This window comes from Carnobacterium sp. CS13, from assembly GCF_016653495.1.
Lineage (GTDB): Bacteria > Bacillota > Bacilli > Lactobacillales > Carnobacteriaceae > Carnobacterium_A > Carnobacterium_A antarcticum.
Window position 1 is genome coordinate 2,315,590 of sequence record NZ_CP067364.1, and the last position, 16,054, is coordinate 2,331,643.

A 16,054-nucleotide genomic window follows, 5' to 3' on the forward strand; every position below is an offset into this window, starting at 1 on the left:
TTGCATTGTATCAGGAAGGTTTCTTTTTGTATTATAAAAGCATCCAGAGAAACCTTATTGACTTCTCTAGATACTTTTTCTTTTTAGCTACGTTTTATCAAACCTCTTGATGCATTTTTATATTACAATCTGGTTTCCACCATTTTTTTGGGCGGCTACTAATTTCTCAGCAACCTTTTGAATCAACTCGCTGATTGCTTCTTCTGATTGAAATGTAGAAATTCCTCCACTAATCGTTATATGGTAAGGCACATCAAAAACAGTTTCCAAAACGGTCTGCTTGATTGTTTCAGCCAGTATCAACGCTTCTTCTATTTGCGTATTTTCCAATAAGATTAAAAACACAGAATCTCTGTATCTTCCAGCAACATATTTGTCTTCAGTAGCAGCTTTTATCACCTGTCCTACGATTTTCAATATCTCTTCACTTAACACTATTCCAAAATCTTCTTCATATTTAGCGTAATTATCGACATTTAGAACCATCACTGATAACGGGATGTCCTCTTTTTTCGATCTGTTCGCATGTTTTACCAACTCTACGATAATAGACGATCGTGTGCGCAGAGAAGTAAGCGTATCTATCTTCATTCGACTGGTCAAGTTTTTATTTTTAACCTTTAACAGCTCTCTTTCCTGCTCTTCTTGGGTAATATCAAATACTATTCCTTTAAGAAAAAGCGGTTCGTTTTTTTCGTTTCGTTCCGTCACCTTTCCACGATCTTGATACACTTTCCACGAGCCATCTTTAGCTTGAATACGGTACTTCACTTCCCAAACGGGCGTTTTCCCAGTCAGGTGATTTGTCATCTGCTGCATCACTTCATCTTTATCATCGGGATGAACTTTGTCTGTAAAAAATTGATAAGGAACTTTCTCTGGTAATTCTTCTTTCATATACCCAATAGCTTCTGCTTTTAAAGGGTTAAATGTTACTTCATTGGTAGTAAAATCCCAAAACCATTGCCCTAGATTTCCTGTCCATCCAAATTCTAGTCGTTCTGACTCTTGAATGGTTTGCAACAATTCTTTATTTAATCTGGTCAAAGAAGTCATCTGCAGAATCAACTCTTCTTTTGTATATTCTTGATAGTCTTGCATAGTCCAGTCTCCTTTTTAAAACTTCCACATAGTTCTGGAATTTTTTAAACAACACCTTCCAATAATAAAAGGTAATTCTTTTTACTCTACACCAAAGTTCCCATTTCCTAATCTGATTTAAGGATGGCGTAAGTTGCTATATCGCAAAGATTTCCTTCATTATCTTTTGCTCCTTCTCTTTTGGTTCCTTCAAAACTCATGCCAACCTTTTCCATAACTTTTCCGGAACCTGGATTTTCAGTATGGTGGCTGGCTTCTATTCTATTAATCCCAACTTCTTCAAATAAAAAGTCCTTAACAGCAATGAATGCTTCTGTCATAGTCCCTTGACCCCAGTAACGTTTAGCCATGCAGTATCCAATCACTGCGCATTCAATGTCGCTATTTATCTCGACCACGTCAATCGTTCCGATGACTTGCCGGTTTCCTTTTAATTCTATACACCAACGGTAGCAGTCTTCTTGTTCTAATTCTTTTTCCCAACTTGAGATAGTGGCTTTTGTATCCTCGATACTTTTATGCGGTTTCCAAGTTAAATGTTTGGTTACTTCCTTATCACTTGCCCAGTTATGATACATATCTTCTGCATCATTCAATGTGATTCTTCTTAAGAGTAATCTTCCTGTTTCGAGTTGTTGAGTTCCTTTGTTTCTCATCCGATTATCCTCCCCAGGTATCGTTCTTCTATGTATATATAATACCTGATATATTTATACAATTCAGCAGATAATTTTTTTACAAATTATGGCTTTAAATGCTCTGAGTGAATATAGGCGCATATCAGACAGTTATCTAAAAAACACAAGAAAAAAAGCCTCTAACAAAATAAAATGGACCCTACAAAACAGCTGAAGTTGCTTAGGGGTATTATCTGTGAGGTAGAAGTTCCAAGTCTAAACGCTTTTTCCCACACTATTTTTGCTATTCTTCTAAATAAGAAATGTCTTTTTGGACAGGAACTTTTATACCGTCAAATTGTTCCTCGATATACTCTTGTACTTCTTCGTTATGGTATAGTTCGTCCAATTTCACTATCGCTTCATTTATTATGTCAAATTTGTTCACATTATTTGGGTCCTAAACAGCAAAAAAAACACCTTCCAATAATTAAAGCTGCTAAAGAGTCAAATAATCCTATCTGATCCTTTAGCAGCCTTCTCTTTGGCAAGTGCTTTCTTTTAAAAAAATTAAGCAGTATGTGCTGCTTCTGATGTTGAGTTAGTTTTCGTTTTCTTGAGGATCCTTTTGCCTTGTAAACGATAGTTCAATAGTCTCATTCCATTGAAAATAACAACTAAGATGCTTCCTTCGTGCACCAGCATGCCGATAGACATATTCATCCATTCACTAAAGAAGACGCTGGCCAATAAGACTAAGACCACACCGACTGCAATGATAATATTTTGTTTCATATTTAGAGCAGTGGCTTTTGCCAAACCTAACGCATGCGGTAAACGGCTGAAGTCAGAGTTCATCAAGACCACATCGGACGTTTCAATGGCAACGTCTGTTCCATTTCCCATCGCAATTCCGATATCCGCTAAAGCTAGAGAAGGACTGTCGTTAACCCCATCTCCGACAAAAGCAACGATTTGGCCTGCTCTTTGTAATTTCTCGATATGAGCCGATTTATCTTCCGGCAGCATGTGTCCATGTGCTTCTGTTAATCCTAGTTCGCGAGCAACGGCATCCACCGTTCCTTGATTATCGCCAGAAAGAACAACCAGGTTTTTCACACCTAATTTTTTTAACTCTTGCAGATCTTCTTTTACTCCCAAGCGGACTTGATCACGAATGCCCATCAGAATCTTCAATTCGCCATCGACCGCTGTCAGTACCAACGAGTTGCCATTTTTTTCAAAGCGTTCTACGTCTTTTTGTGCTTTTTTACTGAATACGGCATGTTCTTTTTCCATCAATGCAACATTTCCAATAGCTAGCCGGTGTCCGTTCACGTTTGCCACAATACCGCCGCCTTTGACGACTTCTGTTCCTTCCACGGTAGAAAGAGTCGTTTCGCCAATTTGTTGGAGGACGGCTTTCGCAAGCGGGTGATCGGATTCACGTTCCACACTTGCCAAATAACCAAGTACTTCAGTGCTATCTTTCCCATAAAATTCTGTTTCCGCTACAGTCGGGTTCCCTACTGTCAATGTTCCTGTTTTATCAAATACGATCGTATCCACTCGGCTGAAGTCATGAATAACTTCGCTTCCTTTTAGCAGAACCCCGTTACGGGCACCATTTCCAATACCGGCAACATTCGAAACGGGAACTCCGATAACCAATGCACCTGGACAGCCCAGCACCAAAATAGTAATCGCCAATTCGATGTTTTGGCTGAACACCCACACAACAAATGCAAGTACTAAGACAATTGGCGTGTAGTATTTGGCAAAGCGGTCAATGAACCGTTCTGCTTCGGATTTAGAATCTTGTGCTTCTTCAACCAATTCAATGATTTTTCCAAACGTCGTGTCTTCTCCCACTCGATCAGCACGAATTTGGATCGTTCCATTTTCTAAAATGGTGCCTGCAAAGACCTCTGAACCAACTGTTTTGTTTGCTGGAACTGATTCCCCTGTGATACTGGCTTCATTAATATGGCCTTCACCTGAAATGATGGTTCCATCTACTGGGACTTTTGCGCCGGTTTTGACGAGCAAGACCTCTCCTTCGTCTACATCCTCCACGTCTACTTCTTCAAATTCTCCATCTTCCATTTGTCTTAAAGCACTTTCTGGTGCCATTTCAGTTAATTCTTTGATAGCAGATCGGGTTTGATTCAATGTGCGTTGTTCCAAGAAATGTCCAAATAAAAATAAGAAAGTAACAATAGCTGCTTCTTCGTAATTTTGAATTAAAAAAGCTCCGATGACAGCGATAGTGACTAGCAAATCAATGCTGACAACTTTTACTTTTATTGCTTGATACGCTTGGATAGCAATTGGAGCGACTCCAAAAATAGAAGCGATGATCAAAGACCATTCAGAGATCCTCACGTTTTCTAAAATAAAATGGCTAAAGAATCCTAGTCCGATCAACACACCGCTGATCAATGTCATTTGGTTTTTCTTACTTAGTATATAATGCTGCATAATTTTTTCCTCCAATGTGTATTTTGTTGTTAAGTAAAGTATAGGACAATTTCAAAATATATAACTTGACGGCCATCAAGTTTGGAGAATTTCTATTTATTTCATTGGAGTTAATTAAGAAAAAAGCCCAGAAAGAATAGTTAGTTTCTTTCTGGGCGTACATTTTTTTAAAGATACATCAAGCTTGGTACGCTTGATCTGTTTCAGAAAGCATGTTGTATACCGCAGCATACGTTCCGCAAACATCACCAGGGATGGTGTAATTGTTTGTAACTTCACGCAATTGAGTGAGTTCCGCATCTAAATTGGGTTTAGTTGAACCGGCTATTTGTATTTTCTCCTTTATTTCACTGAACAATTCTCGTACTTCAAACGCTTCAGGGTGGTTCTTACCATGGGCACGTGTAATTGCTACTGTAAACATATCTAATTTTTCAAAATACTTATCTGCCACTTCATTGAGTAGTGCCATTATACATTCCTTCTTTCTGATTTGTGTTCGTTTAAGCAGATTTCACTTTGGTTTTAAGGACTGGGTAGCCCAAGTCGATGATTGCTTTTTCAATTTCTTCAATAGAAAGAGTATCTGCATCAAAATCGGCTTTTACTTTACTGGAGTTAAACAAAACCTTTACACTGTCTTTGTCGATTCCGTTCAACCCTTTTACTGCGCTCTCAATTTTTTGCAAACAACTTGGACAAGATAATGCTTCTAATGTAAGGACTGCTTTTGACATCATTCATTTCCCCTTTATTTTTTTATTTGTAGTAGAGGTTTTTTCTTCGCCTCTTTCTCTTTACACTTGTAGTATAGTTGGTTTGTACTGAATAAAAATTGACGTATATCAAGTTTTTAACTTTTTTGTGCTTTTACCGAGAATAACTTGACACTAACTTCCAAAAATTTCTTCTTGCATTTTTATCAGTTGAGTGGTAAAGTGATGATAACGAAAAGGAGTGATGAACAATATGCGAAAAAATACTCTTGGCTCATTGATTTGGCTTCGAATCGCTCGTTTCACTCACCAAAGCAATTTGCTATCAAACGAATTCTTAAAAGAATATGACTTAACGACTGCTCAATTTGATGCGTTGCTTCAAATTTCAACCTATGAGCCGTTAACGCAAAGCGAACTTGCAGAAAAAGTTACGGTCACGCAAGGCGGAATCTCTCGCATGCTTGCTCGTTTAGAAAAAGATCAATTAATCGAGCGAAAACAGGAATGGAAAACAAAAATAATTTCGCTAACAGATAAAGGCCGGAAAAAATTAGAAAATGCCTATGAAGCTCAGCTCAAGTTCCAATCCTCTTTTTTTGAAGATTGTTTATCAAAAGAAGAACAAAAAACCTTATTTTCACTCATGTCGCGCGTGCAAAAACAAAGCCAAAAAAAATATCTGGAAAAATGATATTTTTTTATCTCATCACTTGACTAGTCAAGTAATTCATAGGAGGAAAAGAATGTATACTATTTCAGGACATCATCATATTTCGATGATTACAAAAAACGCAAAGCAAAATAATTTCTTTTATCGTTCTGTTTTAGGTTTGCGCCGGGTCAAAATGACTGTAAACCAAGATGATCCATCTATGTATCACTTATTTTACGGAGACCGTACAGGCAGCCCGGGAACTGAATTGTCTTTCTTTGAAATGCCGACTGCAGGAAAGACCTATCATGGAACAAATGCGATTACCCAAATCGGTTTGCTTGTCCCTTCTAAAGAGAGCTTAGCATACTGGAAAAAACGCTTTGAACAAATGGGCGTTCATCACGGAGAGCTGACAACTTATGCCAATCATCCTGCTTTACATTTTGAAGATGGAGAAGGTTTGCGTATGGTTCTTCTTGTATCAAATGGTGAAAAAGCAGAACATTGGGAAGCATGGGAAAAATCAGCTGTCCCTCTAGAACACCAGATACAAGGAATGGGGACTGTAGAAATTACGGTACGTCGTTTGGATAAACTGGCACGCACCTTAACAGAGTTATTTGGATATATAGAAATTTCGCATACTGACTCAGAAGCCGTTTTTCAGTCCATAAAAGGAAAAGCAACCGGTGAAATCGTAGTGAAATCGTTAGAGACTGCTGCTGAAAAACCAGGCCGCGGCAGTATCCATCATCTAGCTATTCGGGTTAAAGATGAAGAAGAGCTGGTCTATTGGGAGAAACAAATACGCGAACGAGGATTCCATTCTTCAGAGATTATCGATCGATTTTATTTTAAAAGCTTATATTTCCGTGAATCTAATGGAATTTTATTTGAACTCGCAACAGATGGGCCAGGATTTACCATTGATGGAAAAGTGGAAAGTCTTGGAGAACAACTAGATTTGCCGCCCTTTTTAGAAGAACAACGCGATGAAATCGAACGCAAACTACAACCAATAAAGGAGATTCACTGATGGAAAAATATCGTATCAACCAATCAAATGGCATGGAATTTGGTCTGTATTCTTTAGGTGACCACATCATGAATCCTTTAACAGGAAGCCGAATTTCAGCACAAGAAAGAATTCAACAACTAATTGAAATGAGCCAGCTTGCTGAACAAGCAGGAATAGATGTTTTTAGTGTGGGTGAAAGTCACCAAACTTATTTCGCAACCCAAGCGCATAGCGTAATTTTATCAGCGATTGCCCAAGCCACAAAAACAATTAAAATATCGAGTTCAGCAACTGTATTAAGTGTCTTAGACCCTGTACGTGTGTATGAAGATTTTGCAACGATTGATTTGATTTCAAATGGGCGCGCAGAAATAGTTGCCGGCCGTGGTTCACGTGTTGGGGCTCATCAGTTATTCGGTGTCGATTTACAAGATTATGAAGAAATTTATGAAGAAAAGCTGGAATTGCTTAAACTGATCAATGAAAATGAACGTGTCACCTGGCAAGGAAACTTCCGGGCTCCCTTGCAAAACGCCGAGATTTTACCGCGTCCTTTAAGTGGATCGCTTCCCATTTGGCGTGCTGTAGGCGGTCCACCTTCTAGTGCAATCAAAGCAGGTTATATGGGACTCCCAATGGTGCTGACTACATTAGGCGGGCCGGCAATGAACTTTAAACATTCTATCGATGCTTACCGTGAAACTGCTCGGCAAAGTGGATTTGATCCAGCTAATTTGCCAGTCGCCACAACCAGTTTGTTTTATGTAGCTGACTCGACAAAAGAAGCGTTGCAAGGAATGTATCCGCATCTTAATGGCGGTTTCCAAGCCATTCGCGGTACTGGATATCCCAAACAACAATTTGCTCAAGCAACGGATTACCGTGATGCCTTGATGGTCGGCAGTACCGATCAAATCATTGAAAAGATATTGTATCAATATGAATTGTTCGGTATGCAGCGGTTTATGGCGCAAATTGACTTTGGCGGTGTGCCATTTGATAAGCTCATGAAAAATATAGAACTCATTGGAAACGACATTATCCCAGCAATTAAAAAATACACAAAAAATTAAAGGAGGTGAACTATGAAAATCGCTGTATTAGCCGGCTCTATCATCGGTTCCAAAACAAAAACAGCTATGCTGAAAACAGTAGAGATTCTTAAACAGAAGTACCCGGAACATGAAGTCGTACTTTTAGATTTAGCCGAGTATACAATGGTGTTCAGCGATGGACGGAATTACTTTGAGTATGACGGCGATACAAAATACGTTGCAGAGACGCTCATGGCTGCAGATGCCATCATCATTGGAACGCCTACTTTCCAAGCTTCTATCCCTGCCACACTTAAAAATATCTTCGACTTGCTTCCGGTCAACGCTTTTCGAGATAAAGTTGTCAGCAGTGTGATGACAGCCGGTACAACTAAACATTATTTAATGTTGGAACAACAGTTGAAACCCATTTTAGCGTATATGAAAGCACACATTGTCCCGACATACGTATTTATTGAAGAAAAAGATTTCTTGCGAAATGAGATCATAAATGACGATATCCTCTTTCGTTTAGAACGGCTCATCGAAGATACGGTATTGACCGTAGAAGCTTTCGCAGCTATTCGTAAGGAAAAAGACGAAGAATACGACTTTTAATGTTAAGAAAAGCAGACAAGCCCGCCTTGACTTCCATAAAAATAGGGAATACTACTTGGGGAGCAACGCTCCTTTCGTCGACTTGTATAAAGCACGCGTAGCGTGACTGTAGGCCTTTTAATCATCTTTTTTACGAGAGGTCTGGGCTTGAACGCTAGACATTGAACGCACAAAAAAACTTATGATACTCTGGAACAAAATAAGTGGATACAAATTTTTTAAAAAAAGAAATTCAAATTTAAAGGAGAAGATCAATATGACAAAAGTGAATTTAGCAGTAGTATTTTATAGTATGGGTGGAACAAATTATCAATTAGCACAATGGGCAGCAGAAGCCGCAACAGCAGCAGGCGCTGATGTCAGAGTATTAAAAGTACAAGAATTGGCTCCTGAAGCAATCATTCAAGGAAATGAAACTTGGAAAGCTACTGTCGAAGCAACAAAAGACGTTCCAGTAGCAACATCCGCTGATTTGGAGTGGGCAGATGCCATCATTTTCAGCACTCCAACGCGTTTCGGAAATATGCCATCACAAATGAAACAGTTCCTGGATATCCAAGGAGGCATTTGGGCTAGCGGAAAAACAGTTAACAAAGTAGTTAGTGCTATGTCTTCTGCGCAAAATCCGCATGGTGGACAAGAAGCAACAATCCTGTCATTGTATACCAGCATGATGCACTGGGGAGCCATTATTGCAGCGCCAGGGTATTCAGACCCTGTCTTATTCAAAGCAGGCGGCAACCCTTATGGAACAAGCGTGACTGTAGGACAAGACGGAAAAATGATTGAAGATGTAGCAGATGCTGTGAAATACCAAGCTGAGCGTACCGTCAAAGTGGCAGAATGGGTCAAAAAAGGCAACGAATAAGCCTGCTTCAGGTTGATTTTTTGAAACAAAGCATGAGTTAATTATTCAATTATGCAAAGGGGGGAGCGGGACTTGTGTCCTGTTCCCTTTTAAATTTATTTTAAAAAAAAGAGCAGCCCCAAACGTCTTGAATTGCGTTTGGGGCTGCTCTTCTATTTTCTTTCTAAAGCACATGAATCAGTTTTGTTGCTGCACTAAAATAAATCAATAACCCCATTGCATCATTGATCGTTGTAATAAAAGGCCCAGAAGCAATAGCGGGATCAATTTTCAATCTATTGATAAGGAAGGGAATGACTGCACCTACTACAGTAGATAAACTTAAAGTCACCAAAAGAGAAAAGCCAATAATGACGGCTAAAACGAGGTTCTGATAAAAAATGCCCACTACAAGTGCTAAAACTACCCCTGTAGATAATCCGATTATCATTCCTGCTAGAAGTTCTTTTAGGACGTTTTGCCAAAATTCTTCCCTAGTTTTTTCTTCTCCCATAGGAATATTTCGAACTGCAACCGCCAAGGATTGTGTGCCGACATTCTCAGCTGAATCCATAATAATCGGGATAAAAACAGCAAGCACGACCACTTGACTCAACGTTTCTTCAAATGAACTGATCAAAGAAGCACTGATCATTCCAAGGAAAACAAGAATGACGATCCACGGCATCCCTGCACGAGCAATTTGCCAAGCGCTTTCTTCTCCTCGTTCCGTTTTGCTTTTTTTTTGAATAGCAGAGAATTCATTAAAATCCTCTGTTGTTTCTTCAGCTAAAATATCCATCACATCATCTACAGTCACAATTCCCAACATCACATCTTCATCATTTAAAACAGGGACAGCTAATAAATCCTAATCTTGAATCATACGGGCAACTGCTTCTTGGTCATCATTCATACGCACAAAGGCTAGTTAAGTCAGCATAACATCTCGGACTTTTGTAACTTCCGAATTCAAGGTCGTGTCTCGTAAAGATAAGATGCCTACCAATCTGCTGGCTGTGTCTAAAACGTAAATATAATAAACCATTTCTGCTTCCTTAGCAAAAGTACGTACCATCTCCACTGTTTGCTGCACAGTATGTTCAGGATAAACGCTAATAAACCCTTTCGTCATAACGGACCCGGCAGTTTCCGGTTCATACGCAAGCATTTCTTCTACTCTGCTTCTTTCTGCTGCGTCTAATAAATTTAAGAAAACTTGACTTTCTTCGTCATCTCGATAAGATAAAAAGTTTACCACATTGTCTATCTCCATGTAATGGAATAAGTCCGCAAATTCTGCTGGTTCTAAAAAGCTCTCTACTTTTTTTCTCTTTTCAGGATATAAGAGGTGAAAAAGTTCAACTTGATCATTTGTATGAAGTTTCAAAAATAGCTTACGAAATTTTTTACGGTTGTTTTCCTTTGCGGCTTTGAAGATTCCTTCATAATATGTGTTTTTTCTGTCATCCATTCTTTTCATTACTATTATTCCTCTCAGGAAGGCTCATTAAAAGTGCTCCTCTTTCCTGTATTAGTTTTTGCACTATATGAATAAAACTTTTCGATTTTTTCATCTGTCGACAAGATGGAATAGAATCCACTTGAACCACCCCCTAGAGAATTTCATGGTAATGAAACAAGCTAACAGCAAAAACGTTTTTCTCCTGTTGACTTTTGCTTACCATTTAACTTAAAAAAGAAATAAAAAAAGCACGCTTCGAAGAGCGTGCAAAACAATTGCTGGGCAAGATGCTTCAAATGGGCTTAATCCCCGCACCCCTTCATTGAGTTTCAGCACTGTATAGCATAGGGACGATCCCAGCTACGTTAAAAATTTCCTTAATTCGAAAATTCCTGTTAACCCATTGGCGTCTTTGGACGTTTCTGGGTAGCAGCATCTCTCTAGTACAGTAGCCTCACCTAACAAGGCTATTCAATTCTTTCTATCTCTCTTATTCATTGTAGGACAAAAGAATTTAACATTTAAGCTTACTCTTTTTGAACGACGCTTTTTAGGATAGAAAAGTTAATCGTTTTGCTCTATCTCGTTGTACTCATTTTCCCAATCTGATTTAAACATAGCGTACGTTGCTATATCACAAAGGTTCCCTTCATTATTCTTTGCTCCCTCTCTTTTGATTCCTTCAAAATTCATTCCAACCTTTTCCATGACCTTTCCCGAACCAGGATTTTCGGTATGGTGGCTGGCTTCTATTCTATTAAATCCAACACATTCAAATAAAAATTCTTTAATAGCACTAAAAGCTTCTGTCATAATTCCTTTATTCCAATAATCCTTAGACATACAATACCCAATCACGGCAGATTCAATGTCGTTGTTTATCTGAACCACATCAATCGTTCCGATGACTTGTTGGTTTTCTTTTAACTCTATACACCAGCGATAGCAGTCTTCTTGTTCCAGCTCTTTTTGCCAATTTGAGATACTGGCTATTGTAACCTCGCTACTGTTATGCGGCTTCCATGTTAAATGTTTGGTTACTTCTTCATCACTTGCCCAGTTGTGATACACGTCTTCTGCATCATTTAGGGCGATCCTTCTTAAGAATAATCTTTCTGTTTCTAATGGTTGAGTACCGCTATGTTTCACCTAATCATCCTCCTCAGTATCATTCTTCTTTGTACCTATCATACAGAATAAATTTATATTATTCAGCGGCTGATTTTCTTAGAAACTATGAAATGCAATAAAACTTGTCACATTAACCCTATTCAATTTTTAAATAACAATTAATTTTTGACGAGTAGCATTCAAAAGCTACAAGAAAAAAGCACCTAACAAACGTTAGAAAGCTTCTTTTCTTGTAACTTTATGAAATATAACCTCCCAGTTACTGCAACTATTATCTGTTAATAGAACGTGCAACTCTTGATACAGTATGACGCTGTCCACGAATGGCTTTACTCATTGCGAAAATATTTTCAACCGTAGCAACTCCGCCATATCCAGCATCGCCAATATGTTGAATATCAACTCCACATATTTTATTTTGTAAAGCCATATACTTAATTGTATCAGGATCGGAACTTTCTTGGCTCGTTCCAATAGCGGTCATAACTAGAGCTCCTTCTTGGTGTGCTAATTTAACAGCTTCTTTTAAATCTTCTTTATCAAACCCTGGCACTGTTCCAATTGATGGTGTGAGAATAATATCCGCTCCAGCCTCAATCAAGCTTTTAATGACGTTTAAATCTGCAACAGCTTCATCGACTCCAGCACCATGCATTTTCCCAGCAATAATAAGACCAGAATAATGTTCTTTTGCTTTTTTTACTGTATCAATAATTGCGACATTTGTTACACCTGTTCCTGGATTACCTGTGAAACAGACAAAGTCTAATCCTAATTTTTCGATTTGTTTCAATGTTTCGCTATTGGCTTGACGCCCTAAAGAGATTTCTTCCCGTTCTTCAAGCATATCTGCAGACGTATCCACCGGTTCCAAGTTGACTCCAATCGGACGACCAACTAATTCATGCAAACGATCAACAAACGAGCCTTCGTATTCTCCGATTGCAAATACATCGGGATTTAATACATCGATTCCATTTAAAAGAATTAAATCAGCTCCGAATGCTCGTGCAATTTCTGAATTTGTAATATCGCCAATAAACGATTCACGCGGAGCCAAATTTTCGGATAGGATAACGCGGCCTTCGCTTGCTTTAATACTTTGTTTCAATTCTTGAGCATTCATAGCCAAAATTTCTGCAGTATTCGCACTAATTAAACGTTTATTCATTTTTTTCACTACTCCCTTTATAATTTTTGAGACAATGATTCATTTTCTTCTTGTGCTTTGAACCGTTTTTCAAGAGCTAAGAAGAACGGCAAGTAAAGCAGAACATCCAATACAATTAAAACAATTTGCAGAATCGAACCACTCACACTACCTGTTGTTAAGAAACCACTAATAATAGGCGGCATCGTCCAAGAGGCTACGACTCTAGTTAAAGGCACCAGTCCGATTGACATGGCGATATACGAAACAACTGCATTGACAATTGGAGCAAGTACAAACGGAACAAGCAGCATAAAGTTCAAGACTACTGGAATACCAAACATCGTCGGTTCATTAATATTAAATAAACCCGGTACAACTGTTATCGGAGCCATAATTTTGGTTTGTTTACTGGTATTTTTTTTGCGGGCTAAATAGCCGATAACCAGTACTAAACCAATCGTTGCTCCACCACCGCCGATATAAACAAAGTTGTCCATAAACGCTATCGTGATCACGTTTTTCAATTCGCTTCCAGCTTGATAAGCTGCTTGGTTAGCATCTAAATTCGCGATCCAAATCGGCTGCATAATAGAGTTCACCACATTACCGCCATGGATCCCAACAAACCATAGCAAACTGTTTAAACCTGCGACAATCACTGTACCAAAAATGTTATTACCCAATAATCCGAGCGGACCCCCTAAAACGACTTGAGCAATTTCATGTAAATTAGGCAATGTCATAGAATCAAGTAAAGCGTATACAATTAACCAAAATGTAATGATCGCTGCACCTGGGATAATGGCACTGAAACTTCTCGCAACAGCTGGCGGAACACTTTCTGGCAGCTTGATTTGAATATTGTGGTTAATGAACCACTGGTACACATATGCACTCAATAACCCTAGAATAATAGCAACGAACAAACCCCGAGCACCAAGATAAGTGACCGTAAGCCCTGATCCTGTTTCACCTGAAATAAAAGGTGTTACAACAACAAATGAAGCTAACGAAACAATTCCAGCAGCAACTCCATCTACTTTGTATTGAGTTGCCAAACTTTGGGCAATACCAAAACTTGCTATTAAACCAATCAAACCAAAACTGCTATCGACGCCTTTCCATAAATAACCTGATACACCGATATCTCCTAACCAAGCTTCCCAACCAGGAACTGGCAAGCTGGCAATGACCATAAAGATAGAACCAATGATGATTAAAGGCATGGCTAAAGTAATCCCATCGCGAATGGCCGTTAAATATTTATTTGTACTTAGTTTTACTGCAATCGGCATAACTTTTTCTTCAATAAAATTGTTTGACTGTGACATAATGAATCCCCCTTTTTTAATTACTTTATATAACAAAACAAACCACGTTAAACCCTTTCATTTCGTTAATTAGTAATATTTAGTTATTAAATACAGTATAGTCAATTAGTTTTATTTTGTAAACAATTAATTGATTATTTAACATTATTTATTTTTAATCATTACAAAAAATAAATAATAAGTTATACTATCTTTAATGACTTGCACCATAATAATCAACCGTAAAAATAAACCTTTATAAGAAAAAGAAGTAAGATAAGCAACTATCGTTTTAGCATATCACGCGTATTCTGTTGCTAAAAATGTCCTTCTTGCAAGAACAATATAGGCATTTATTTTATAAATAAATACAGAAAGAGGCTATTAGTATGTACCTATCTAAGAAGCAAGGTATACAAAAAACAAGAATATTAGATAAAATATACACCAAAGGACCTATCTCAAGAATCGAGATATCAAAAGAATTAAACATTACCCCTGCTACTGTAAGCGAAATAACAAACAAACTGATTGATGAAAAACATATTCATGAATTAGGCGAAGATGAAACAGGTAACAAACCAGGCCGCAAAAAAATTTTATTAACGATTTCATCCCAACACAGCTACTTCATAGGCGTAGAGTTATCCGATAAGTTTCTGTCCTTTTGTTTAAGCGATAATCTGGGATCGGTTATTGAACAACAAATTCTCTATCATAATAGTTGGGATTTTCAAGAGTCATTTACGGAGACTTTTTTTCTAGAAAAAATGACTCAGTTTATCGAACAATATACGGAATATGACCCTGTTGCTGTCGGCATTGCTATACCAGGCCATTATGATTCCATTAGTCAAAGCATTAAAACAAATCACCCTTTTTGGCAAACATTTCCATTAAAAGATATTATCGCCTCAATTGATTTACCTGTTTATTTTAAAAATAACGTTAAATGTATGGCTATCGCTGAACGCTTATTTGGAGAATACAAACAAGATAAGAATTTTATTTTTCTGCATGTTCGACGCGGAATGTTTTGCACTTATATGTACAATGGGGAAATATACGCAGAGAACAACCATTTGATTGGTGAAATTGGACATACTGTCATCAATCCAAATGGTGCTCTATGCGAGTGCGGAAAACGCGGTTGCCTTCAAACTTACACTAGTGAATCTTGGATGATAAAAAAAGCAAACCTTCTTTATGAAGATGCACCTCATACTTTTCTCAAACAGTTAGTAGCCGAAAGAAAACAAATCGACATCGACACGCTTATTAAAGCCTATCAATTAGGCGATGAAGGTTCAATCACGATTATTAATCAAGCGATTCACTATTTTTCTATCGCCATCAATAATTTGCTAATGATTATGGATTCAGACATCGTCTATATCCATAGTGAATTATTCAGCGAGCCTGAATTAGCTGATCTCCTAGTCAAATGTATTGATGAGAACGCATCATTGTTAAACCTTCAGCATCCTAAACAACGCATTTTTAAACGCTATGATGAAATAAATGGTGCTCTTGGCGCATGCGGACTATGTATTTATGAAACATTATAGTTTATATTTCTCCAGTAAGCTGGCATACCATTTATTATGTGGATAAAAAGCACTTTAAATAATCGATGTTCTATTTTAAATTTAATGAATGTAACTTAGTTTATCAGTCGCATCATTTATACGATTGAAGCTAGCGTGGAAATGCTTAAACAAGTTTTTTCATTGATGAAAAAACTGAATAACAGCATAAAAATTTTAAGACAGGTATTGCTTATTTAGGATATTTATAGAAAATAAAAAAAGGTGCAGTATCCAAATAAATGGATATTGCACCTTCTTGTTTTTGTTTTCAAGTAGGTTACTTTATTACTTTCTATTGCTTCTAACCATCTAGTTC

General features: G+C 37.8%; 17 protein-coding genes and 1 riboswitch. Of the genes, 6 read left to right on the forward strand and 11 right to left on the reverse strand.

The genetic code is table 11. The features are described from left to right. Window positions 1-117 precede the first annotated feature (117 nt). The 6 genes from JHE06_RS10915 to JHE06_RS10940 all read right to left on the reverse strand — a co-directional run bounded on the left by JHE06_RS10915 (window position 118) and on the right by JHE06_RS10940 (window position 4,936). Window positions 118-1,101 carry a sensor domain-containing diguanylate cyclase gene (locus JHE06_RS10915; protein ID WP_201088779.1) on the reverse strand — a complete coding sequence of 328 codons (984 nt, stop codon included), beginning with the start codon at window positions 1,099-1,101 and terminating at the stop codon, window positions 118-120. Window positions 1,102-1,208: 107 nt separating this feature from the next. Continuing rightward, window positions 1,209-1,757 (reverse strand): GNAT family N-acetyltransferase, encoded by a 549-nt coding sequence (locus tag JHE06_RS10920; RefSeq protein ID WP_201088780.1) that lies wholly within the window; start codon window positions 1,755-1,757, stop codon window positions 1,209-1,211. Between the two features lie 265 nt (window positions 1,758-2,022). After that, on the reverse strand, window positions 2,023-2,166 hold the full coding sequence (locus tag JHE06_RS10925) for a hypothetical protein (RefSeq protein ID WP_201088781.1): 144 nt from the start codon (window positions 2,164-2,166) through the stop codon (window positions 2,023-2,025). Window positions 2,167-2,288: 122 nt separating this feature from the next. Continuing rightward, on the reverse strand, window positions 2,289-4,199 hold the full coding sequence (locus tag JHE06_RS10930; protein ID WP_201088782.1) for a heavy metal translocating P-type ATPase: 1,911 nt from the start codon (window positions 4,197-4,199) through the stop codon (window positions 2,289-2,291). 178 nt (window positions 4,200-4,377) lie between these two features. Further along, entirely contained in the window at window positions 4,378-4,671 is a 294-nt protein-coding gene (locus JHE06_RS10935; RefSeq protein WP_201088783.1) for an iron-sulfur cluster repair di-iron protein, ric, read from the reverse strand. A 31-nt stretch (window positions 4,672-4,702) separates the two neighbouring features. Next, window positions 4,703-4,936, reverse strand: coding sequence for a heavy-metal-associated domain-containing protein (locus JHE06_RS10940; protein ID WP_192988318.1), 234 nt, complete (start codon window positions 4,934-4,936; stop codon window positions 4,703-4,705). A 232-nt stretch (window positions 4,937-5,168) separates the two neighbouring features. Here JHE06_RS10940 and JHE06_RS10945 point away from each other — a divergent pair, with 232 nt between their 5' ends. The 5 genes from JHE06_RS10945 to wrbA all read left to right on the forward strand — a co-directional run bounded on the left by JHE06_RS10945 (window position 5,169) and on the right by wrbA (window position 9,111). Beyond that, window positions 5,169-5,609, forward strand: coding sequence for a MarR family winged helix-turn-helix transcriptional regulator (locus JHE06_RS10945; protein WP_201088784.1), 441 nt, complete (start codon window positions 5,169-5,171; stop codon window positions 5,607-5,609). Between the two features lie 52 nt (window positions 5,610-5,661). Further along, complete coding sequence (locus tag JHE06_RS10950) at window positions 5,662-6,609, forward strand: ring-cleaving dioxygenase (protein WP_201088785.1); 948 nt, start codon at window positions 5,662-5,664, stop codon at window positions 6,607-6,609. Beyond that, on the forward strand, window positions 6,609-7,664 hold the full coding sequence (locus JHE06_RS10955) for an LLM class flavin-dependent oxidoreductase (RefSeq protein WP_201088786.1): 1,056 nt from the start codon (window positions 6,609-6,611) through the stop codon (window positions 7,662-7,664). Before JHE06_RS10950 ends, JHE06_RS10955 begins: the two co-directional genes overlap by 1 nt. A 12-nt stretch (window positions 7,665-7,676) precedes the next feature. Then, a complete protein-coding gene (locus tag JHE06_RS10960; protein WP_201088787.1) occupies window positions 7,677-8,243 on the forward strand; it encodes an NADPH-dependent FMN reductase in 567 nt (188 codons plus the stop codon). 256 nt (window positions 8,244-8,499) lie between these two features. Next, window positions 8,500-9,111: an NAD(P)H:quinone oxidoreductase gene (wrbA, locus tag JHE06_RS10965; RefSeq protein ID WP_201088788.1), complete on the forward strand. Its 612-nt coding sequence runs from the start codon at window positions 8,500-8,502 to the stop codon at window positions 9,109-9,111. Window positions 9,112-9,274: 163 nt separating this feature from the next. Here wrbA and JHE06_RS10970 read toward each other — a convergent pair whose 3' ends face one another. The 5 genes from JHE06_RS10970 to JHE06_RS10990 form a co-directional block, all read right to left on the reverse strand. Next, window positions 9,275-9,922, reverse strand: a complete 648-nt coding sequence (locus JHE06_RS10970) for a magnesium transporter (protein ID WP_201088789.1) — start codon at window positions 9,920-9,922, stop codon at window positions 9,275-9,277. Between the two features lie 99 nt (window positions 9,923-10,021). Then, window positions 10,022-10,573: a magnesium transporter MgtE N-terminal domain-containing protein gene (locus tag JHE06_RS10975; protein ID WP_201088790.1), complete on the reverse strand. Its 552-nt coding sequence runs from the start codon at window positions 10,571-10,573 to the stop codon at window positions 10,022-10,024. 291 nt (window positions 10,574-10,864) lie between these two features. Next, window positions 10,865-11,028: riboswitch (M-box (ykoK) riboswitch) on the reverse strand. A 91-nt stretch (window positions 11,029-11,119) separates the two neighbouring features. Then, window positions 11,120-11,704 carry a GNAT family N-acetyltransferase gene (locus JHE06_RS10980; RefSeq protein ID WP_201088791.1) on the reverse strand — a complete coding sequence of 195 codons (585 nt, stop codon included), beginning with the start codon at window positions 11,702-11,704 and terminating at the stop codon, window positions 11,120-11,122. A 253-nt stretch (window positions 11,705-11,957) separates the two neighbouring features. Next, the gene (locus JHE06_RS10985) at window positions 11,958-12,857 is read right to left on the reverse strand and encodes a DUF7916 family protein (RefSeq protein WP_201088792.1); all 900 of its coding nucleotides are present in this window, start codon (window positions 12,855-12,857) and stop codon (window positions 11,958-11,960) included. A 17-nt stretch (window positions 12,858-12,874) separates the two neighbouring features. Next, window positions 12,875-14,170: a PTS sugar transporter subunit IIC gene (locus JHE06_RS10990; RefSeq protein WP_201088793.1), complete on the reverse strand. Its 1,296-nt coding sequence runs from the start codon at window positions 14,168-14,170 to the stop codon at window positions 12,875-12,877. A gap of 368 nt (window positions 14,171-14,538) precedes the next feature. Between JHE06_RS10990 and JHE06_RS10995 the strand changes: the two genes are divergently transcribed. After that, entirely contained in the window at window positions 14,539-15,717 is a 1,179-nt protein-coding gene (locus tag JHE06_RS10995) for an ROK family transcriptional regulator (protein ID WP_236253512.1), read from the forward strand. The last annotated feature ends 337 nt before the right edge of the window (window positions 15,718-16,054 follow it).